The following is a 20,183-nucleotide window of genomic DNA, read 5'->3' as shown; positions in this document are numbered from 1 at the left end:
CCGGCGAAGCAGGGTGGGTGATAGGGAAGGGTCATGCGTGCAAGGCTCCTGGCGAGGTCGTGATGGACGGCCTCCGCCAGGAATGGGGTCGGTCTGGAGTGACCTTAGCGGGTATGGGGTGAGGTTGTGAAAGGCTTTGTGGTTCTATGCTAATTATGTTTTTAGGGTATTTACTGATCTTATTTAAATGCAAATAAATAATATTGTGTCATGACTTATGCGGCAGCTTTGTGCCCCGGGATGGCCGCGATCAGTTCACGGGTATAGTCACTCGTTGGCCGATCGAACACCGCGTCTACCGTACCTTGCTCCACCACCTGGCCTTGGCGCAGCACCAGTACGTGGTCCGCCATGCTCGCCACCACTGCCAGGTCATGGGACACCAGCACATAGGCGATCCCCAATTCGCGTTGCAATTCATCCAGCAGCGCCAGGATCTGCGCCTGCACCGAGACATCCAGTGCACTGACCGGCTCGTCGAGCAACAGCAACTCGGGTTGCAGGGCCAATGCCCGGGCAATGGCCACGCGCTGGCGCTGGCCACCGGACAGCTCGCGGGGCAGGCGGTCCAGGTAGCTGACGGGCAGGTGCACGCGTTCGATCAGCTCACGGGCCGCCTGTTCCAGCGCGGGGCCTTTGAGCAGGCCGAACGACACCAGGGGCTCGACGATGCTGTCGAACACCGTGAAACGGGGGTCAAGGGCCGCGAACGGGTTTTGCTGGACCAGTTGCATGCGCCGGCGCAAGGGCCGAAACGCCCGCCAGCCATGGCCGGTAACGTCTACCTGGTCGAACAGAATGCGGCCTTGGCTGGGCGCCTCCAGGCCAAGCGCGATGCGCAGGGCGGTGCTCTTGCCAGAGCCGGACTCGCCGACGATGGCCAAGGTCTGGCCTGGGTGCACCTGCAGGCTGAGGCCCTGCAGGGCGACGAAGCGGTTGTGCTGGCCCTTGGTCTTCGGCAACTCGAATGTCTTGCCGATACCCTCCAGGCTCAGGATCGGTTGCGTACCTGGCGTCAATGGCCCTGGTCGCCGGCGATGGGTAAAGGCGGGCGCTGCCGCAAGCAAGTCACGCGTATAGGGGTGCTGTGGTGCCTGAACGACGAGGCGAGGCGGGCCTTGCTCGACCAGTTCACCCTGTTTCATCACCAGCAAGCGGTCGGCGCGGTCGGTGGCCACGCCCAGGTCATGGGTGATGATCAGCAGCGAGATACCCCGTTCGGCCACCAGCCGCTGCAGGTGATCGAGGATCTTGCGTTGCACCGTCACGTCCAGCGCGCTGGTGGGTTCGTCAGCGATGATCAGGCGCGGGTTGCCGGCCAGGGCAATGGCGATCAGTACCCGTTGGCGCATGCCGCCCGACAGTTCGTGCGGGTATTGGCGGGCGCGCAGGGCCGGCTGGTCCAGGCCGACCTGGCCCAGCAGCGCCAGCACATCGGCGTCGAGGCTGCGGTAGCGGCGGCCGTGGGCCAGGGCCAGTGCTTCGCCGATCTGCTGGCCAACGCGCAGTGTCGGGTTGAGGCTGACCATCGGGTCCTGGGGCACCAGGCCGAGGGTACGGCCGCGCAGGTGGCGCTTCTGCCGTTCGCTGGCGTGCGCCACGTCGATGCCATCGACCCACAACTGGCCGCCATCGACTCGGGCAGTGCCCGGCAGCAAGCCAAGCAGCGCGTTGGCCAGGGTCGACTTGCCCGAACCGGACTCGCCGACGATGGCCACGGTCTCGCCCTGGGCCATGGAGAACGACAGGTGTTTGACTGCCTGGGTGGTATGGCCGCCAGCGTTGTAGCTGACGCTGAGGTCGCGCACGGCGATCAGGGGGTGTTGGCTCATCGATGGTGCTCCTCGAGGGTACGGGCGAGATGGTTGAGGCTGAACACCACGGCGACCACGAACAGGCCCGGTAGCAGCGACACCCACGGGGCAGTGATCAGAAAGTGGCGGCCGTTGGCGATCAGCGTGCCCCATTCTGCTGCCGGGGGCGCCGCGCCAAAGCCGAGGAAGCTCAGGCCGGCAGTGGCCAGGATCGCGGCGCCGAAGTCCAACGTGGCAAGCACCGCGACCGGCCCCCAGGCGTTGGGCAGGATGTGCCGCAGCAAGGTGCGGCACCAACTGGCGCCCCCCAGGCGCGCGGCTTCGACATAGGGCAAGGTCTTGACCCGCAGTACCTCGGCGCGGGTGGTGCGGGCAAAGCCCGGAATGATGCCCACGCCGACGGCGATTGCCACAGGCACCGTACCGAAGCCGATGGCGGTGACAATCGCCAGGGCCAGCAGCAGGCCAGGCAGGGCCAGCAGCACATCGATCACACGCATGAGCGCCGCGTCGACTCGCCCTCCGGCAAACCCCGCCAACACACCCAAACCAAGGCCACCGGCCAGGGCGATGCCCACCGCCAGCAGTGCCGCTTGCACCGACAGGCTGGCGCCGTACACCACGCGTGTATACAAGTCGCGGCCCAGTTCGTCGGTACCGAACCAGTGCGCGGCACCGGGCGCGGTCAGCTTGGCCGCAGGCGAGGTGGCATAGGGGTCGAAGTGGGTCAGCCACTGCGGCACCACGGCGGCGGCCAGCGCAAACAGCACCACCAGCAGCGCCACGGCGAAACCTGGGCGCGATAACAACGGTGCCACTGCCTGGCCCAAGCGCTGCACGCGGGTGCGGCGCTTCCAGGGCGTTGCGGGTGCGGCGGCACGGAACGGGCGGGTATCGGTGGTCATGGTCAGGTCACCTTCGTGGCATGCGTGATGCGGGGGTCAAGGTAGGGGTAGAGCAGGTCGACGATCAGGTTGACCAGCACGAAGGCCGCCGCCGATACCGCGACGATCGCCAGCACCACCGGGATGTCCTGGCGCAACACCGCTTCCTGGGCCAGCCGACCAACACCGTTGCGCGAGAAGATGGTCTCGACCAGCACGGCGCCGGACACGGTATTGCCCACTTGCAGGCCCACCAGGGTAAGAATCGGCAGGGCCGCGTTGCGCAGCGCGTGCCGGGCCTGCACCTGGGCACGGCTCAGCCCCTTGGCGAACGCCGTGGCGATGTAGGGCTCGTGCCACACGCCTTGGAAACCGCGTTGCAGCACCTGGGCATAGACTGCGGCGCTGGGGATGGCCAGGGTCACGGCCGGCAGCACCAGGCTGGCGAAGCCTTGGCTGCCGGTGGCCGGGAACCAGCCCAGGCCGAAGGCGAAGACCTGGATCAGCAGCAGCCCCATCCAGAACACCGGCACTGAGAATCCCAGTGAAGGCACGCGCGACAGCGCCACCTTCAGCGGCCGCCATTGCAGGTACGCGGTAAGGTAGGCCAGGCCGATACCCGCCAGCAACGACAGCACGATGGCCAGGCCGGCCAGTGACAAGGTCTGCGGCAGGCGCTCGGCCAGTAGCTCAGTCACCGGCCTGTTCAGCGACAGCGAACGGCCCAGGTCGCCTTGCAGCGCGCGCCACAGCAAGTCGAAGTACTGCTCGAAAATCCCCTGGTCCAGCCCGTAGTAGGCGCGCGCCTTGGCCAGGTCTTCGGGTGACAGGCCGTCGGCCTCCATGCCCGAGGCGCTGAGCATGATCGCCAAGGTGTCCCCTGGCAGCAGGTAGAGGATGAAGTAGGTAATGGTGTAGGCCCCCCACAGCACCAGCAGCGCCTGGCCGATGCGTCCGATCAGGTAGCGGTTCATGGCTGGGCGACCTGGATATCGCTGAGGAACGCAAAGCCCTCGGCGGTCCAGCGGAAGTCCTTGACCCTGGGCGCGGTGGCGGCCTGCCAGACACGCTCGTACAACGGGAACGCCGAGGCCTGGTCGATGAGCAGGTCCTGCAGTTGGCCGTAGGCCTGGGCACGCTGAGCGTCGTGGGTGGCGGTAATGCCATCGTCGAACAGCGCCTGGGCCTGGGTCAGGGTCTGGGGCTCGTAGGTATTGGTGGCGAGGGTGGCACTGTTGGCGGCGCGCGGGTCGAGGATGGTCTGGAGGATGATCGGGTCGGCGCGGGTCATGTAGGTGGAGGTGAGGTCGTAGTTACCCGACGCATTGCCTGCGACCCATTCGGCGCGGGTCAGTACATTGAGCTTGAGGTCGATGCCCACCTTGCGCAGTTGGTCCTGGATCAGCACGTCGCCAGCGCTTTCGGCCGGCGTTAGGTTGTAGCGCAAGGTCAGGCGCTTGCCATTCTTGTGCCGATAGCCATCATCGCCCTTGCTCCAGCCGGCGGCGTCGAGCAAGCGCTCTGCGCCTTGTGGGTCGTAGGCGAGCTTGTCGGCCTGGGCCTTGAAATACGGGGTGGTGATGTCATAAACCCCGGTCACCACCGGGAACTCGGCGTTGTAGACGGTGTGGGCGTAGCTGGTGCGGTCGATGGCTTTCTGCAAGGCCAGGCGTACCTGGCGATCACCCAGCAGCCGGTCGTTGCGGGTGTTGGGGTAAAGGTTCAGCGCCGGGCCTGGCAGCGAGCGGCTCTGAATGGTCGCGCCTTTGGCCTGGAACAGCTTCAGGTCGACTTCGGAGAACGGGTTGCGCGGCCAGAGGATGTCGGCCTTGCCCTGCAGGAACAGGCCGTTGCGCACGCTTTCTTCGGGGATGTAGCTGATGTCCACGGCATCCAGGTGGGCCGCGCCGGGGTTTTTCACGTTGGCCGAGGCCCAGGCGTAGTCAGGGCGTTTCACCAGGCGTGCGCCGACTTCTGGGGTGTAGTGCTCGAGTACGAATGGGCCAGTGCCGATGATCTTGCCCAGCGAACGCTCTTGGGCGCTGAGCGCGTAGGACGCGGGCGCCAGGATGGCCAGGTTGGTGGTCGAGGTGGCCTGCAGGAAACCGGCATTGGGGCGGGCAAGCACCAGGCGCACGGTGAAGTCGTCGACCACGTCGGCGTGGTCGTAGCCCGCGAGGTAGGTTGCGCCGAAGGTGGCGGGCAACTGCGTGGCGAAGGCTTTGTTGGTGTCGAAGGCCGTCTTCACGGCGTGGGCGTCGAAGCGCTCGCCGTTGCTGAAGCTGACGTCCTGGCGCAGGTGGAAGGTGTAGGTGAGGGCGTCATCGCTGACTTCCCAGCTTTTCGCCAGCCACGGGATGATGCGGCCGCTGTCCGGGTCCTGGTCGGTGAGGGACTCGGCGACATTGCGCAGCAGCACACGGTGTTCGAGCCAGTAGACCTGGAAGGGGTCGACGCTGACCAGGGTGGTGTTGTCGCCCCAGAAAGCGATGTTGAGGATTTTGCTGGTGTCCTCGGTGGCGGGGGAGCAGCCGGCGAGGGCCAGCACCAGGGCGCAGGCGCTAAGCAAGTGGCGGGCACGGGGGAGTGGCGGCATGGGGCGTTCCTTCTGATGTAATTGGGTTGCCGGGGCTGGCCTCTTCGCGGGCAAGCCCGCTCCTACAGGTACAGTGGTGTACCTGATGGATGTGGGAGCGGGCTTGCCCGCGAAGAGGCCAGCCCAAGCAGCAGCGGTCTGCCAGTCAGTCCTGGTAGTCACGCCCCTCACGGTCCAATTGGCGGATCAGCGCATCCCAATGCCGCTGAATCCCTTCGCCAAGCCCGTCGGAAAACCGTTTGGACTGCTCGTGCACCTTGGCAATCGCCGCCGGAGCCGCATGCAGCAACTGGTCATTGCCGCCGGCCTGCGCCGCCACCTGGATGTTGCACGCCCGCTCCAGCCCATGCAGCTCGCGGAACGCATGCTCGACGCTAACCCCGCCGGTCAGCAGGCCGTGGTTGCGCAGGATCAGGATGTTGCTGTCACCCAGGTTGGCAACCAGGCGCTGTTGCTCGTCCAGGTCCAGGGCGACGCCTTCGTAGTCGTGGTAAACCACCCGGCTGTAGTAGGCCAGCGCGTGCTGGGAGATCGGTAGCAGGCCATCCCGCTGGGCCGACACGGCGGCGCCGTCGCGGGTGTGGGTGTGCAGCACCGCCTCCAGGTCGTGCCGCGCGCGGTGGATGGCGCTGTGGATGACGTAACCGGCCTGGTTGATACCCAGCCCCAGTGGGTCGTCGATGATCGTACCGTCGACATCCACCTTGACCAGGTTGGAGGCGGTGATTTCATCGAACAGCAAGCCAAAGGCGTTGATCAGGAAGTGCTCGTCTGGCCCGGGCACCCGCGCCGAAAAGTGCGTGTAGATGTGGTCGGTCCAGCGGAACAATGCCGCCAGGCGATAGGCGGCCGCCAGTTTGACCCGCACCTCCCATTCCTCGGCACTGACCCGCTGGCGAACGGTGTTTGTTTGTGGGGATACGACAGACAATGAACTCATGGTGTGCTCCAGAAGAGAGGGTCAGTAGCCACGCTGGATATCGACCAGGTTGCGCAGCGGCGCCTGCTCGCGATAGCGGGCGAAGTTGTCGAGGAAGGCGTCGAGCAGCGCGGGGTAGCCGTCCTCGGAAATCGCCGACGTGTGCGGCGACAGGAATACGCGGGGGTGGTGGTACAGCGGGTGGCCCGCCGGCAACGGTTCCGGGTCGGTGACATCGAGGCTGGCGCGGCCGATCAGCCCGCTGTCCAGTGCTTCGAGCAAGGCCTGCTGGTCCAGTAGGGCGCCGCGGGCGATGTTGATCAGGTGCAGGCCGGGCTTGGCCTGGGCCAGCACCTGGCGGTCGATCAGGCCACGTGTGGCTGGGGTCAGCGGTGCGGCGATGACCAGGTGATCGCTGCCTGCGAACAGGTGCTGCAGGCGCTCGACGCGCTCGACACCGGGCACTTCGGCAATGGGTTGCCCTGGGCGGTTCAGCGCCAGCACGCGCATGCCGAGCGCGGTGGCCTTGCGCGCCAGGCTCTGGCCAATGCTGCCGAAGCCGAAGATGCCCAACGTGCGGCCGCGCAACGGCGCCAAGGGCGTCAGGCGCCAGTCGGCGTCCTTCACCCACAGCCCCGGCAGTTGCTTGGCGGCGGCAAACACCAGGGCCAGGGCAAACTCTGCGACCTGCTCGGCGTTGGCGCCCTTGCCGCTGGTGACTGGCGGCCCCTGGAATACCCAGTCGGGGTAGAAGTCGATGCCCGACGACACCACCTGCACCCAGCGCAGCGACCAGGGCCAGCCTGGCGGCGGGGTATCTACGCGGTTACCGCGAATATTGATCGGGCGCACGATGAACACATCGGCAGGCACATCCACGTGCAACTGGCCGGGGGCGAGGTCGATGACTTCGTGGTCGGGCAGGTGCTCGCGCAGGTATTGATTGGCCTGGGGGTCAAGCTGGCTGGCAATGATCGAGTGGCTCATGCTGCCACCTCCGCCAGTGCGCTGCGCCCGACTTGGGCCAGCACCACATCGTCCTGGGGCGTGTGGATGCGGCTGCACAGCACGTCACGGTAGTGCCGCTCCAGCGGGTTGCGGCGGGACAGGCCAGGGTTGCCGGCAGCCTCGATGGCCAGCTCGACCGCCTGTATGGCGTTGCGGCTGACCAGGTGTTTGATCTGCCCGGCATGGCGCGGGTCAATGTGCCCGGCGACCGCCGAGTCCAGCAGGCTGCGGTTGGCGAACAGCAGGGTATCGATGCGCCCGACCACGTCCTGGAAGCGCGGCAGGCTCGCCAGCGATGCACCCAGGTTGGAGGGTGTGCGGTTGTTGAGAAACTGCAGCAGCCAGTCACGCGCGGCCTGGGCGACGCCGTCATAAAGGGCCGGCAGCAGCACTGACATCCACAGCAGGCCGGTGCCATCGAGTTCGGGCCGCGGCGCGCTGGCAGGGCTGACACTGACGGCGTGGTCCAGCGGGATCAGCACGTCGTCAAAGCGCACCTCGTGGCTGCAGGTGGCGCGCATGCCCAGATGGTCCCAGTCTTCGACGATGTTGATGCCGGGCGTGTCTTTGTGCACCAGAAAACCACCGACCAGCGGGTCTTTATCGTCGCTGCGCGCCCACACAAGGTACCAGGTCAGGCCGTAGCTGCCGGTGGAGTAGATTTTGCGCCCAGACAGCCGCCAGCCTGCAGCGGTGCGCCGCGCCACGGTGGCCGGCAGGCCGCCACGGGCCGGCGTGCCCAGTTCGGGTTCGACACGAAAGGCGTTGATCAGCGCACCGTTGGCCACCGCGTCACGGGCAACCTGCAAGCGCAACTGCTCGGGCCAGCGGGCTTCGTCCTGCAGGCGAAAGTGCTGCAGGTACTGCATGACCAGGATCAGCGCCGTGGAGGGGTCGCCCTTGCCAACGGCGGCAACTACCTGACGCGCAGTGGCCAGGTCGGCCCCGCCGCCACCCAGGGCGCGGGGCACGGTCAGGCTGAGCAGGCCGTGGCGGTGAAGCAGGCTGAAGTTGTCGGCGGGGAACTGACCGCTGCGGTCATAGCGCTCGGCATTGGCGGCAAGGGCCTGGGTCAGCTCGGCAAGAGCAGCGGTGGATGGGGGGTGACTCATGGAGTATTCATCCCTGGAACACGGTGGGTTTCTAAGACCGTATTCGTCTGGATGAGCGCTGTAAAAGTCTTTTTGGTTCTATGCTAATTATTTGTTTGTAGAATTTAAAAAATACTTACTATGCAAATGTTTTATTATGTGTGGTCTCCTGCTGTGGGCGCGGCCTGCAGCCTGTTCCCGGCAATCTCACCAAACAGCTCCACCGGCTCCTGCAGGTTGCCCAGATACCGTGGATGGAACAGCCACAAGTCCACCTGCGGTTTGAAATCCGTCACGTTGACCACATCCAGTGCATCCCGATGGCGGCTGCTCTGCAGCAGCGGCTCGGGCACCAAACCCAGCCCTTGCCCGTTGGCGACCAGGCCCAGTTGCAGGTCGGTGCCAAAGGTTTCCAGGTTGATCGACAGGCTTAGCCCTTGTTCGCTCAAGGCCCGCTGCAGCCCCGCACGAAAACCGCAGCCGTCGGGGTTGAGCACCCAACCGCGGGTGTAACAATCCTTTAGCTTGTAACTGCGCTTGCTGGCGCTGCCTTTGGCGGCCACCACGCGCAGTGGCATACGCGCGATGGAGCGGCTGGTGATGCCCTCAGGGAAGATTTTGCCAGGCGGGAACAGCGCGGCAGCGGCGTCGAGTTCGCCGTTTTCCATGCGTGCGATCAGGCTGCTGCCCCAACCACTGGTGACTTGGGTGCGCAACACCGGGTAGGTGTCGCGAATCTGCGCCAGGGCGTCGAGCAGCACCACGTCCCCCAGGGTTTGCGGCACGCCCAGGCGCAACGTGCCTGACGGGGCGCCGTCATTGGCGACCAATTCACGCAGTGAGTCGATCTCCCGCAGGATCGCCTTGCACTGCTCATACACCCGCAGGCCCATTGGCGTTGGCTTCAGCGGTTTGGTGTTGCGGTCGAGCAGGGTGGCGCCGAGGTCTTCCTCGAAGTTCTGCACGCGACGGGTGATGGCCGGCTGGGTCAGTTGCAGGGCCTCGGCGGCGAGGTTGGTCGACTGGCAACGGATGACCGCCACGAAGGCGTCCATGTCATCGATTTTCATATTCGGCGCTCACATATTGGGGCTGTGGGACATACCTTGGAAGAATAATCCTCATTGTGCGGATTGTCACAGCGCCCGATGCATCAGTGCCTTGCCGTCAGGCGCTTTCGCGGGCTACCAGTTCGCAGGCGAGCAGGTTCAACCGTTGCACCTCACCCTCATGCGCGATGGCGCCCAGGTGTTGCAGGACGCGCAAGGCCGCCACCTCGCCAATCTCCCGCGAGGGCGGCCGCAACGTGGTCAGGCTGGGCAGCAGCATGTCGGCGAAGGGGTAGTCGCCAAAGCCGACGATCGCCACGTCATCCGGTAGCCGCAGCCCCGCACGTTGGCCAGCCAACACGGCGCCGGCAGCCAGGTTGTCATTGGCAAAGATGATCGCCTCGGGGCGTGGCGTGCGGCGGATCAGCGCCTCCATTGCCTGTTTGCCTGCCTCGAACGGAGCGCAATCGGCGGAGGGCACGAACACCCAGGGTTCAAGGCCGGCCTCGGCCAAGGCCTCGATGTACCCGTCACGCCGCTCCAACGCGCTCAAGTCGCCGGCTGCGCTGTTCTGCACGAAGGCGATGCGTCGATGCCCTTTTTCCAGCAAGTAGCGGCACGCCTGCACGCCGACCTGGTGATGCAGAAAACCGACCTGCAACGGCGCCCGCTCGGGGCGGTAATCCCAGATCTCGACCACGGGCACGTCAGCTTCGGCCAGCATCTTTTCAGTCGCCGGGCTGTGGAAATGGCTGGTGACCACCAACGCCGCCGGCGACCAGCCGAGGAACGCACGCACCGCACTCTCTTCCTGTTCTTCGCTGAAATAGCTGGACGCCAGCAGCAACTGATAGCCATGGCGGCTGAGGGTGTCGCTGAAGGCCTGGATGGTCTGGGCAAAGATCGGCCCCGAGATGTTTGGGATCACCATGCCGACAATTCGCCCGCGCGCCGAGGCGAGGCCCCCGGCGACCAGGTTGGGAACGTAGCCCAGCGCCTGCACAGCGGCCTCTATGCGCTGACGCAGAGGCGGTGAAACCTGCTCAGGCTGGTTGAAGAAACGCGACACGCTGATCGCCGATACGTCTGCCGCGCGCGCCACGTCGGCCAGGGTGGCGCGGCCTGCACCACGGCGCTTTCGGGGGGAATCCTTGGCTTGGCTCACAGGGTCGCCTCATCGGGAAATGGCGCGATGGTAGCGCTAACGCAATGGCGCCTGGCAAATAGCTTTATTGCATATCAATCTGACTTTTAAGTATTTGACGTACTAAGCAGCGGCCTCTGATACTTGTTCATGTTAGCGCTAACAAGCGCTGCTGTTGGCAAGCGCCTGCCACTCGCACGAGCGAGACCAGACAACCACAGCACCCTCCGTGTCGGCCCGTGAACGTGGGCCTGGTCTGGTCCCATAAGGCAGTGAGCAGCATGCAGACAACTCCGTTTCCTACTACACAACGCCGGCCGCTGGCAGCGGCCATTTTGTTGGCCGCGTTCGGCCAGGGCGCCCAGGCTGCCGAACCTGCCGAGAGCGCGCCGCAAGCGACGGCCCTCGGCGCGGTGACGGTCACGGCCACACGCCGTGAAGCCAGCCTGCAGGAAGTCCCGGTGGCGGTTTCGGTGATCGATGGCGAGCAGCTCGAACGTGACAACCGCAACAACGTGGCCAGCATTGTCCAGCAGGTGCCGACACTCAACTACCGGGCAGGCGCCTCGAACAAGGACACCTCGCTGTTCATCCGGGGCGTCGGCACCATTTCGACCTCCCCAGGCGTCGAGCCCACCGTGGCTACCGTGGTCGATGGCGTGGTGTTCGGGCGGCCGGGCCAATCTACCCTCGACCTGCTCGACCTGGAGCGCATCGAAGTGCTGCGTGGCCCGCAGGGCACGCTGTTCGGCAAGAACGCGTCGGCCGGCGTGCTGAACGTGGTCAGCAAGGCCATCCCCGAGCAAACCCGCGGCTACGTGGATTACTCGCACTTTGGCGGTGGCGATGAAAACCGCCTGCGCTTCGGCATTGGCGGGCGTCTCAGCGAACAGTTCAAGGGCTCGCTGAGCACCTTGTGGGGCGATTACGACGGCAATGTCGAAAACGTTGCCAATGGCCACGACGTCAATGGTTACCAGCGCAAAGGTGCCCGCGGCAAGCTGGAATTCGAACCCAACGAAGACCTGCGCCTGACCTTGATCGCTGACTACATGAAAGGTGAAGACACACTCCCCAGCGGTGTGATCACAAGCGCCAGTACAGCGTTTGCCAACCAACTGCGCCCGGTCACCCCTAGCGCGCACAACCGCGATATCAACAGTGACTTCAAGACCCACGTCGAAGACGAGAACCAAGGCTTGTCGGCCCAGCTCGACTGGCAACTGGGTGACTACACCCTGACCTCGATCAGCGCCTGGCGCGGCTGGGACAACATCCAGTACCAGGACGGCGACCGCCGTGCGTTGCTCCCCGTGACCGCGTCCCATGACAAGGGCACGGTGGACTACGACCAGTACAGCCAGGAGTTTCGCCTGACCTCGCCCAAAGGGCAGTTCAACGAGTACGTGCTCGGCGCCTTCTACATGCACGGCACGTCCAACGAAACCTACCAGCGCCTGTCGGTCAACGGCGGCGTGGCCAACACGGGGCGGGCAGATTACTCAACGACCAACGACAGCGTCGCGCTGTTCGGTGAGAACACCTTCAACTTCACCGACGACTTGCGCGCCATCTTCGGCCTGCGCTGGACCCACGACGACCTGAAGTACGACCACCGCCGGGTCTCCAGCTCGGCCACCGCGGTCACCGGCATCCAGCCTTCGACCGCCAGTTCCGGCTCGGTGGACGAGGACGGTTGGAGCGGGCGCACCGGCCTGCAATACGACTTCAACGACAACCTCACCGGCTACGTCACCTATTCGCGTGGCTACAAAGGCCCGGCCTACAACGTGTTCTTCAACATGCAGCCGCGCGACACCGGCGCCCTCAAGCCGGAAACCTCCGACGCTTATGAAGTCGGCCTGAAGAGCACGGCGCTGGACAACCGGCTGACCGCCAACCTGGCGGTGTTCCACACCGACTACGACGACTACCAGGCCAACTTCTTCGACACGGTGGCCAATCAGGTGGTAACGCGCTTGGTCAACGCCGGCAAGGTCAAGACCCAGGGCGTGGAGCTGGATGCCAGTTTCCAGGCGACGTCGCAGCTGAAGTTGACTACTGCCGTGGCCTACACCAAGGCCCGTGTCGACCACTTCAACTGCCCGGCAGGGGCCGCGGCCAACTGCAACATCGACGGTGGCCACCTGCCGTTTACCCCGGACTGGAAGACCTACGTGCGTGCCGACTACGTGATCCCGCTGGACAACGGCCTGGATGTCGAGCTTTCCAGCGACTACAGCTGGCAGGATTCGGTGCAGTTCAGCCTGGACCAGAACCCGGACACCGTGCAGGGCGCCTACGGCATCTGGAACGCCAGCATTGCCCTGGCCGACTACAACGACGGCTGGCGTGTGGCACTGCTGGGCAAAAACCTGGGTGACAAGTCGTATGCGCAGATGCTGGCCAGCGGTGGCGATTACATCTACCGCTCCGTACCACGCGACGACGGGCGCTACTTCGGCGTGCAGTTGCGCAAGGATTTTTGAGTCACTCGAATCCTGCGCATGACCTGTGTAGGAGCAGCCTTGTGCTGCGAAGAGGCCGGTACGGCTTATACAGAGGCTGTGGCGTTACAGGCCTCTTCGCAGCACAAGGCTGCTCCTACAAAAGCGCAGCGACAACCCCATCAAGGAGATCGACATGAGCCGTCAACTGAGCCTGGGCGCCTTCCTCATGGCTACCGGGCACCACGTGGCCGCCTGGCGCCACCCGGAAGTACCGGCCGACCCCATGGACTTCAGCAGCTACCGCCGCGCCGCGCAGGTCGCCGAAGCGGCCTGTTTCGACGCGTTGTTCGTCGCCGACAGCGTTGCCGCGCCTACCGACGCCCTGGCCAGCCACAGCGCACGCTCCACCTATTTCGAACCGCTTACCCTGCTGTCGGCGTTAAGTGCCGTTACCGAGCGCATCGGCCTGATCGCCACCGCCACCACCAGCTACAACGAGCCGTACCACGTAGCACGCAAGTTCGCCTCGCTCGATCACCTGTCCGGCGGCCGCGCTGGCTGGAACCTGGTCACCTCGGACGCGGCCGCCGAAGCGGGCAACTTCGGCCGCCAGGCGCATATCCCGCATGCCGAGCGTTACGCTCGAGCCCGGGAGTTTCAGCAGGTGGTACAGGGCCTGTGGGACAGCTGGGCTGACGACGCCTTCGTGCACGACAAGGCCGGTGGGCTGTTCCACCGTCCTGATGGGGTGCGTGCCCTGGATCACGCAGGCGAGCACTTTCGCGTGAAAGGCCCGCTGAACGTCGCCCGCTCGCCCCAGGGGCGGCCGGTGCTGGTTCAAGCGGGCTCCTCGGAAACCGGCCGCGAGCTGGCCGCGTTCAGTGCCGAGGTAGTGTTTACCGCGCAACCGAGCCTGGCCCGCGCCCAGGCGTTCTACGCCGACCTCAAGGGCCGGCTGGCCGCTTACGGGCGGAGCGAGGATTCGCTGAAGATCATGCCTGGCGTGTTTGTGGTGGTTGGGCATAGCCAGGCTGAAGCCGAAGAGAAGTACCAGCAGTTTCAGGAACTGGTCGACCCGCGCGTCGGGGTTGGTTTGCTCGGGCGCATGCTCGGCAATTTCGACCTTTCCGGTTACCCGCTCGACGGCCCGCTGCCCGAACTGCCGCCCACCGAAGATGGCCAGCGCAGCCGCCAGCAACTGCTCACCGAACTTGCCGGCAACGAGCAACTGACACTCGCCCAGCTTGGCCGGCGCATCGCCGGCGGGCGAGGGCACTACAGCCTGGTCGGCACCCCGGCCCACATCGCCGATGAACTGCAGGCCTGGTTCGAGGGCCGTGCCGCCGATGGCTTCAATGTGCTGGTGCCGCACCTGCCCCTGGGGCTTGAGGATTTCGCCAACCTGGTCGTGCCCGAGCTGCAGCGCCGCGGGCTGTTCCGCCGCCAGTACCAAGGCCGCACCCTGCGTGAACACCTGGGGCTGCAGCGCCCTGCCAATCCCTTCTTTACCGAACGAGGTCAACCATGAGCTACGCCGCCCACCCCGAGCGCTACGCGCGCATGCCTTATCGCCGTGTCGGCCGCAGTGGCCTGGTGTTGCCGGCCCTGTCCCTGGGCCTGTGGCACAACTTTGGTGATGCGACGCCTATCGATACCCAACGCGCGTTGCTGCGCACCGCATTCGATGCGGGCATCAACCACTTCGACCTGGCCAACAACTACGGCCCGCCCTACGGCAGCGCCGAGACCAACTTCGGCCGGCTGCTGCGTGAAGACCTGCGCAGCTACCGCGACGAACTGATCATCTCGAGCAAGGCGGGCTGGGACATGTGGCCAGGGCCGTACGGGCAGGGCGGCAGTTCGCGCAAGTACCTGATCAGCAGCCTCGACCAGAGCCTGCAGCGCCTGGGCCTGGACTACGTCGACATCTTCTATTCGCACCGTTTCGATGCCGACACGCCGTTGGAAGAAACCGCCATTGCCCTGGCCGACATCGTGCGTCAGGGCAAGGCGCTGTATGTCGGCATTTCGTCCTATTCGGCGGGCAAGACGGCTGAGGTTGCGGCGCTGCTGGCCGAGCTGAAGGTGCCGCTGCTGATCCACCAGCCTTCGTACAACCTGTTCAACCGTTGGATCGAGCGTGACCTGCTGGCCACCACTGATGCGCTCGGGGCCGGGGTGATCGTGTTCACGGCGCTGGCCCAAGGCCTGCTCAGCGATAAGTACCTGAACGGCATTCCCGCCGATGCCCGCGTCAACCGCGCCGGCGGTGGCTCGTTGCTGCCCCAGCACCTGTCGCCAGACAACATTGCCCGCGCCCGCGCCCTCAATGAAATCGCCCGGGGGCGAGGCCAGAGCTTGGCGCAACTGGCCCTGGCCTGGACCTTGCGCGACCCGCGCGTGAGTTCGGCACTGATTGGTGCAAGCCGCCCCGAGCAAATCATCGAGAACGTGGCCGCACTCGATAACCTGGTGTTCAGCCCCGAGGAGTTGGCGGCCATCGACCAGTACGCCGTGGAAGGCGGCATCAACCTCTGGGAAAAACCCCTCGACCGACTGGAAGAAGTGACCCATGCGTGTGCTACGCCTTGCCGTCCTGTTACTGCTGAGCTTGGCCGGTGCTGCCCAGGCGGCAGACCCTGCGACGTTGCGCATTGGCTACCAGAAGGGCTCGATCAGCCTGGTCCTGGCCAAGCAGCATCGCCTTCTGGAGCAGCGCTTTACTCACACCCAGGTTGAGTGGATCGAGTTTCCGGCCGGCCCGCAAATGCTAGAAGCCTTGAACATTGGCAGCCTCGACATCGGTTCGACCGGTGATATTCCGCCGATCTTCGCCCAGGCGGCCGGCGCCGACCTGCTGTACATCGGCGCTGAACCGCCCAAGCCGCAGGCCGAGGTGATTCTGGTACCGAAAGACAGCCCGGTGGCCAGCGTTGGCGACCTCAAGGGCAAACGGATTGCCCTGCAGAAAGGCTCGAGTGCGCACAACCTGTTGCTGCGCAGCCTGGCCAAGGCCGGGTTGAGCATCCGCGATGTGCAGCCGGTGTACCTGGCGCCTGCCGATGCGCGTGCGGCGTTCGAGCGCGGCAGCGTGGACGCCTGGGCGATCTGGGACCCGTTCTATTCGGCCATCGACTTGGAGGGCAAGGCGCGGCTGTTGGCCGATGGCCAAGGGCTGGGCTTGATCGGGCCTTTCATGCTGGGGGCGCGTGAGTACGTCGAGGCCAACGGGGCGTTTGTCGGTCAGCTACTGGATGCGATCAGCCAGGCCGAGGCGCTTACGCGCAGTGACGAAGCCGGGAGCATCCAGTTGCTTGCACAGTTCATGGGCTTGCCGGAGGCGGTGGTGCGGCGCAGCTTCAGCCATCGGCCGGCGTCGCCGGTGATACCGGTGAGCGATGAGATCGTGGCAGCGCAGCAGCGCACGGCGGAGCTGTTTTTCCAGAACAAGGTGCTGCCCAAGCGGGTGGATATTGCCGGGGCGGTGTGGCGACGGAACTGAGCCAAACACAACGTTCGGCTTTCATTGACCTGGTAGGAGCAGCCTTGTGCTGCGAAGAGGCCGGTGTTGCCACACCATTTATGTGAGCTTTGCCGGCCTCTTCGCAGCACAAGGCTGCTCCTACAGGGGGACTTCGGCGGTATTTGGGGTCAACCCTGGGCAAACGCCAACAACTTCTCGCCATCGAGCCGATATTTAACCCACTCAGCCTGCGCTTCGGCCCCCAGCGACTGGTAGAACCCGATCGCAGGTTCGTTCCAGTCCAGCACACTCCATTCCAGGCGCCCGCAGCCGTTCTCCACAGCCTCGCGGGCAATGTGCCGCAGCAATGTGCGCCCGGCACCATCGCCGCGCTGCTCGGGCGTGACGTACAAGTCTTCCAGATAAATCCCGTTACGCCCCAGCCACGTCGAATAACTGTAGAAATACACGGCAAAACCGATCGCCTGGCCATCCCGCTCGCAGATCAGGCTGTGCACTGTACTGCCCTCGTCGAACAGGCTGCGCTCGATATCGGCGACCGAGGCGATCACCTCGTGGCGCGCACGTTCGTAGTCGGCAAGCTCGGTGATGAAGGCAAGAATCTGCGCGGCGTCGGTACGCACCGCGGGGCGGATAGTGAGGCTCATGGGGCGGGCTTCCTAGAACGAGATGAAATCAGTACAGTATTTGTATCTATTTAATTTAGCAAAACTGTACCGGTCGCAAGGCAGGGCGACTCCGTTAGTGTGACAGCACCAATAATGATTGTGGAATGCCTGCCATGCTTGCCTCTGCCGACCTGCTTACAGCGTTCGTGCTGTTTGCCTTCGTATCCTCCATCACCCCGGGGCCGAACAACACCATGCTGCTGGCCTCGGGTGTGAACTTCGGCGTGCGTCGCTCGATCCCGCACGCCATGGGCATCAGCCTTGGCTTCATGGTCATGGTGCTGGCCGTCGGTTTGGGCCTGGGCGAGGTGTTCAAGGCTTGGCCGCCGTTGTACACCGTGCTGCGCTACACCGGCGCGGCCTACTTGCTGTACCTGGCGTGGAAAATCGCGACCTCGGGGCCAATCGGCACGGATTCGGCCAAGGCCCGCAAGCCGCTGGGGTTCTGGGGCGCCGCCGCGTTCCAGTGGGTCAACCCCAAGGCCTGGGTGATGGCGGTGGGGGCCATCACTACCTATACACCGGCCCAGGGCTACGTGATGAACGTGGTTGTCATCGCCGCGCTGTTCGCCCTGGTCAACCTGCCCAGCGTCGGGGTTTGGGTCATGTTTGGCAGCGCTTTGCGCAACCTGTTGCAGAACCCGCGCTGGCTGATGCTGTTCAATGTCCTGATGGCCTTGCTGCTGGTGATTTCACTCTACCCGCTGCTGTTTGTAGAATCGGCGTTTTCATAGACCGATGAGTACAGCAAGCCGATGCAGTTGATCCCCTGGTCACACCTATGCCCCGAAGGCTTCACCTTGCGCGGGTGGCGCACACCCGCCAGTGGCAAGCCTTTGCTGCATTTTCTGCACGGCAACGGCTTCTGCTGCCTGGCGTACCAGCCGTTGCTGATGCGCCTGGGCGAGCATTTCGACCTGTGGCTGTGCGATGTGCAAGGCCACGGCGACAGCGACCATGGCGGCGTGTTTCGCGGGTGGAACCGCACCGCTGAATTGGCGGTGGAGGCGTTCGAAAGCGGGCGTGGCGAGTATGGCGAGGTGCCGCGCTTTGCCCTCGGGCACAGCTTTGGTGGCGTGCTCACGGGGCTGATCCTGGCCAGCGCACCCACGCTGTTCGAGCGGGCCGTATTGCTTGACCCGGTGCTGTTCAGCCGCCGTATGATCGGTGTGATGGGCGCGGCTGCGCTGGTCGGCCTGCATCAGCGCCATGCCTTGGCGCGCAAGGCGGCCAACCGCCGCAGCCATTGGCCTGATCGTGAGGCGGCACTGGCCTCGCTGCAGGGGCGCGGCATTTTCAAAGGCTGGACCGATGCGGCAATGTTGGCCTATGTGGAGCATGCCATTGGCGATTGTGGCGAGGCGGTAGTGCTCAAGTGCCGGCCCAGCCGCGAGGTGGAAATTTTCAGTTCGTTCCCCAAGCGCATGTGGGCAAACCTGGCCGCGATCCACACACCGACGCGGGTGCTGTATGGCGAACAGACCTATCCCTTCGTGCCGCATTCGGTCAAACGCCTGGCGGCGCTGAACCCCAACGTGAGCGCGCGGCAGGTCGCCGGTGGGCACTGCTTCATGCAGGAGGACCCGGCCATGGCCGCCGAGCAGGTGTTGGCCTTCCTGCAACCGTGACGTTGTCGTTCCATAGGTGAGACGATGCATGCCATTTAAGCTGCCTACCGGCTTATTGGCATCATTGGTAAGGTGATCCCAGCCAAGAGAGGAGACTTCTCATGAAAAAGATTCTGGGTATTCACCGCAGCCCCCACGCCCACTGGGTAGGCGATGGCTTCCCGGTGCGCAGCCTGTTCACCTACGACGACCTGGCCCGCCAGATCAGCCCGTTCTTGCTGCTGGACTACGCCGGCCCGCACGACTTCACCCCTACACGTGACCGACGCGGCGTCGGCCAGCACCCGCACCGTGGTTTCGAAACGGTGACCATCGTCTACCAAGGCGAGCTCGAACACCGCGATTCCACGGGGGCCGGTGGCTTGATCGGCCCCGGCGACGTGCAATGGATGACGGCGGCCAATGGCATTATCCATGAAGAATTCCATTCGCCGGCATTCGCCCGCACGGGTGGCACACTCGAAATGGTCCAGCTGTGGGTCAACCTGCCTGCGCGTGACAAGCGCGCCGCGGCGGGTTACCAGACGTTGCTTGCCACGGATATCCCGGTGGTGGCGCTGGATGACCAGCGTGGCAGCCTGCGGGTGATCGCGGGTGAATTCCAAGGCCACCAAGGCCCTGCGCGGACCTTCACCGCGATGGATGTCTGGGATTTGCGCCTGAATGCTCAAGCGACTTTGCAACTGCCCGTAGCCGCAGGGCGCAACGCCGCCTTGGTGGTGCTGCGCGGGACTGTGCGGGTCAACGATGAACGGGAAGCCGGGCCAGCCAGCCTGGTACTGCTCGAGCGTGGTGGTGAGGACATTGTGCTCGAGGCGCTGGAAGGCGCCAGTGTGCTGCTGCTCAGCGGTGAGCCGATCGATGAGCCGATCGTTGGCTATGGTCCATTCGTGATGAACAGCCAGGCAGAAATCGCTGAGTCGTTCGACGACTTCCATGCCGGCCGGTTCGGGCAGATGCAGGCCGAGGGCAGCTGAGACCGCTCGTCGTCAACTCTGTGCAGCCGATCGAACAGTCCTGGCTGGCCTGTGATCTTCCACTAAGGTGCTAGATGATCCCGCGCACCATCATTGCTCCGGCGCATGGACGGCCGCCTGAGCATGCGCAATATCAATTGGCACCATGCCTGGCAAAGGCGTACCTAAACAACAGGCCATCCAGTACAGAGAGGGTCGTACAATGTCGTTGATAGGCGTTTCAATGCTAGAGATGCGGCAAATGATCGAGCAAGCCTGCCTGCCTGATCGCTGCGAGGTCAGTTGCGCGGATGGCGCCCACCTGACCATCCGCCTGGGCCAGGGGCAGCGCCTCGAAGCGGGCGTTACCCTGACAGGCGTTGCGCTGCAGGACCTCAACAGTTGCCGCGACGTGGTGAACCTGGTTTCGCAGCTGCATGCGCTGCGTGACAAGCCGACCACGCCAATAAGGGCGATTGCCTGAGCCTGCAC

Annotated in this window: 17 protein-coding genes and 1 pseudogene; 8 read left to right on the top strand and 10 right to left on the bottom strand. The window is 64.6% G+C overall.

Going from position 1 to position 20,183, the window contains the following annotated elements; all coding sequences use genetic code 11:
- Positions 1-215 precede the first annotated feature (215 nt).
- From AB7M33_RS24140 to AB7M33_RS24100, 9 genes are all read right to left on the bottom strand, one after another.
- Complete coding sequence (locus tag AB7M33_RS24140) at positions 216-1,832, bottom strand: dipeptide ABC transporter ATP-binding protein (RefSeq protein ID WP_454243829.1); 1,617 nt, start codon at positions 1,830-1,832, stop codon at positions 216-218.
- A complete protein-coding gene (locus tag AB7M33_RS24135) occupies positions 1,829-2,719 on the bottom strand; it encodes an ABC transporter permease (RefSeq protein ID WP_454243828.1) in 891 nt (296 codons plus the stop codon). The genes AB7M33_RS24140 and AB7M33_RS24135 overlap by 4 nt, the downstream gene beginning before the upstream one ends.
- Positions 2,720-2,721: 2 nt before the next feature.
- Entirely contained in the window at positions 2,722-3,672 is a 951-nt protein-coding gene (locus tag AB7M33_RS24130) for an ABC transporter permease (RefSeq protein ID WP_027593382.1), read from the bottom strand.
- Positions 3,669-5,294: an ABC transporter substrate-binding protein gene (locus tag AB7M33_RS24125; RefSeq protein ID WP_454243827.1), complete on the bottom strand. Its 1,626-nt coding sequence runs from the start codon at positions 5,292-5,294 to the stop codon at positions 3,669-3,671. The genes AB7M33_RS24130 and AB7M33_RS24125 overlap by 4 nt, the downstream gene beginning before the upstream one ends.
- Positions 5,295-5,439: 145 nt before the next feature.
- The gene (locus tag AB7M33_RS24120; protein WP_454243826.1) at positions 5,440-6,234 is read right to left on the bottom strand and encodes a class II aldolase/adducin family protein; all 795 of its coding nucleotides are present in this window, start codon (positions 6,232-6,234) and stop codon (positions 5,440-5,442) included.
- Between the two features lie 21 nt (positions 6,235-6,255).
- Positions 6,256-7,200: a D-isomer specific 2-hydroxyacid dehydrogenase family protein gene (locus AB7M33_RS24115; protein WP_274885248.1), complete on the bottom strand. Its 945-nt coding sequence runs from the start codon at positions 7,198-7,200 to the stop codon at positions 6,256-6,258.
- Positions 7,197-8,333: an acyl-CoA dehydrogenase family protein gene (locus tag AB7M33_RS24110; protein WP_454243825.1), complete on the bottom strand. Its 1,137-nt coding sequence runs from the start codon at positions 8,331-8,333 to the stop codon at positions 7,197-7,199. Before AB7M33_RS24110 ends, AB7M33_RS24115 begins: the two co-directional genes overlap by 4 nt.
- Positions 8,334-8,467: 134 nt before the next feature.
- The gene (locus AB7M33_RS24105) at positions 8,468-9,382 is read right to left on the bottom strand and encodes a LysR family transcriptional regulator (protein WP_027593377.1); all 915 of its coding nucleotides are present in this window, start codon (positions 9,380-9,382) and stop codon (positions 8,468-8,470) included.
- Positions 9,383-9,479: 97 nt separating this feature from the next.
- Positions 9,480-10,526, bottom strand: coding sequence for a LacI family DNA-binding transcriptional regulator (locus tag AB7M33_RS24100; RefSeq protein WP_454243824.1), 1,047 nt, complete (start codon positions 10,524-10,526; stop codon positions 9,480-9,482).
- A gap of 260 nt (positions 10,527-10,786) precedes the next feature.
- Between AB7M33_RS24100 and AB7M33_RS24095 the strand changes: the two genes are divergently transcribed.
- The 4 genes and pseudogenes from AB7M33_RS24095 to AB7M33_RS24080 all read left to right on the top strand — a co-directional run bounded on the left by AB7M33_RS24095 (position 10,787) and on the right by AB7M33_RS24080 (position 16,457).
- Complete coding sequence (locus AB7M33_RS24095) at positions 10,787-12,994, top strand: TonB-dependent receptor (RefSeq protein ID WP_454243823.1); 2,208 nt, start codon at positions 10,787-10,789, stop codon at positions 12,992-12,994.
- 154 nt (positions 12,995-13,148) lie between these two features.
- Positions 13,149-14,483: an LLM class flavin-dependent oxidoreductase gene (locus AB7M33_RS24090; protein ID WP_454243822.1), complete on the top strand. Its 1,335-nt coding sequence runs from the start codon at positions 13,149-13,151 to the stop codon at positions 14,481-14,483.
- Positions 14,480-15,524 (top strand): annotated as a pseudogene (gene mgrA / locus AB7M33_RS24085) (L-glyceraldehyde 3-phosphate reductase). Before AB7M33_RS24090 ends, mgrA begins: the two are co-directional and overlap by 4 nt.
- Before the next feature lie 3 nt (positions 15,525-15,527).
- Positions 15,528-16,457, top strand: a complete 930-nt coding sequence (locus AB7M33_RS24080; RefSeq protein ID WP_274885255.1) for an aliphatic sulfonate ABC transporter substrate-binding protein — start codon at positions 15,528-15,530, stop codon at positions 16,455-16,457.
- A gap of 149 nt (positions 16,458-16,606) precedes the next feature.
- On the opposite strand, the gene AB7M33_RS24075 is transcribed toward AB7M33_RS24080, so the two are convergent.
- Positions 16,607-17,086: a GNAT family N-acetyltransferase gene (locus AB7M33_RS24075; RefSeq protein WP_027593371.1), complete on the bottom strand. Its 480-nt coding sequence runs from the start codon at positions 17,084-17,086 to the stop codon at positions 16,607-16,609.
- A 125-nt stretch (positions 17,087-17,211) separates the two neighbouring features.
- On the opposite strand from AB7M33_RS24075, the gene AB7M33_RS24070 reads away from it, so the two are divergent.
- From AB7M33_RS24070 to AB7M33_RS24055, 4 genes are all read left to right on the top strand, one after another.
- Positions 17,212-17,841: a LysE family translocator gene (locus AB7M33_RS24070; RefSeq protein ID WP_172960357.1), complete on the top strand. Its 630-nt coding sequence runs from the start codon at positions 17,212-17,214 to the stop codon at positions 17,839-17,841.
- Positions 17,842-17,862: 21 nt separating this feature from the next.
- Complete coding sequence (locus tag AB7M33_RS24065; protein WP_099429241.1) at positions 17,863-18,735, top strand: alpha/beta fold hydrolase; 873 nt, start codon at positions 17,863-17,865, stop codon at positions 18,733-18,735.
- Between the two features lie 101 nt (positions 18,736-18,836).
- Positions 18,837-19,712, top strand: a complete 876-nt coding sequence (locus AB7M33_RS24060; protein WP_454243821.1) for a pirin family protein — start codon at positions 18,837-18,839, stop codon at positions 19,710-19,712.
- 202 nt (positions 19,713-19,914) lie between these two features.
- Complete coding sequence (locus AB7M33_RS24055) at positions 19,915-20,175, top strand: DUF1652 domain-containing protein (protein ID WP_027593367.1); 261 nt, start codon at positions 19,915-19,917, stop codon at positions 20,173-20,175.
- Positions 20,176-20,183: the final 8 nt, after the last annotated feature.

The organism is Pseudomonas sp. Y3 TE3536 (genome assembly GCF_053629175.1).
Note: the sequence above shows the minus strand (reverse complement) of the source record. Positions and strands in the feature narration are given on the sequence as shown.

What these genes read in the sequence shown, in the direction of transcription:
- AB7M33_RS24055 (WP_027593367.1), top strand. Translation starts at nt 19,915, where the DNA reads ATGTCGTTGATAGGCGTTTCAATGCTAGAGATGCGGCAAATGATCGAG.
- AB7M33_RS24130 (WP_027593382.1), bottom strand. Translation starts at nt 3,672, where the DNA reads ATGAACCGCTACCTGATCGGACGCATCGGCCAGGCGCTGCTGGTGCTG.
- AB7M33_RS24120 (WP_454243826.1), bottom strand. Translation starts at nt 6,234, where the DNA reads ATGAGTTCATTGTCTGTCGTATCCCCACAAACAAACACCGTTCGCCAG.
- AB7M33_RS24075 (WP_027593371.1), bottom strand. Translation starts at nt 17,086, where the DNA reads ATGAGCCTCACTATCCGCCCCGCGGTGCGTACCGACGCCGCGCAGATT.
- AB7M33_RS24070 (WP_172960357.1), top strand. Translation starts at nt 17,212, where the DNA reads ATGCCTGCCATGCTTGCCTCTGCCGACCTGCTTACAGCGTTCGTGCTG.
- AB7M33_RS24110 (WP_454243825.1), bottom strand. Translation starts at nt 8,333, where the DNA reads ATGAGTCACCCCCCATCCACCGCTGCTCTTGCCGAGCTGACCCAGGCC.
- AB7M33_RS24065 (WP_099429241.1), top strand. Translation starts at nt 17,863, where the DNA reads ATGCAGTTGATCCCCTGGTCACACCTATGCCCCGAAGGCTTCACCTTG.
- AB7M33_RS24095 (WP_454243823.1), top strand. Translation starts at nt 10,787, where the DNA reads ATGCAGACAACTCCGTTTCCTACTACACAACGCCGGCCGCTGGCAGCG.
- AB7M33_RS24060 (WP_454243821.1), top strand. Translation starts at nt 18,837, where the DNA reads ATGAAAAAGATTCTGGGTATTCACCGCAGCCCCCACGCCCACTGGGTA.
- AB7M33_RS24105 (WP_027593377.1), bottom strand. Translation starts at nt 9,382, where the DNA reads ATGAAAATCGATGACATGGACGCCTTCGTGGCGGTCATCCGTTGCCAG.
- AB7M33_RS24140 (WP_454243829.1), bottom strand. Translation starts at nt 1,832, where the DNA reads ATGAGCCAACACCCCCTGATCGCCGTGCGCGACCTCAGCGTCAGCTAC.
- AB7M33_RS24125 (WP_454243827.1), bottom strand. Translation starts at nt 5,294, where the DNA reads ATGCCGCCACTCCCCCGTGCCCGCCACTTGCTTAGCGCCTGCGCCCTG.
- AB7M33_RS24135 (WP_454243828.1), bottom strand. Translation starts at nt 2,719, where the DNA reads ATGACCACCGATACCCGCCCGTTCCGTGCCGCCGCACCCGCAACGCCC.
- AB7M33_RS24090 (WP_454243822.1), top strand. Translation starts at nt 13,149, where the DNA reads ATGAGCCGTCAACTGAGCCTGGGCGCCTTCCTCATGGCTACCGGGCAC.
- AB7M33_RS24115 (WP_274885248.1), bottom strand. Translation starts at nt 7,200, where the DNA reads ATGAGCCACTCGATCATTGCCAGCCAGCTTGACCCCCAGGCCAATCAA.
- AB7M33_RS24080 (WP_274885255.1), top strand. Translation starts at nt 15,528, where the DNA reads ATGCGTGTGCTACGCCTTGCCGTCCTGTTACTGCTGAGCTTGGCCGGT.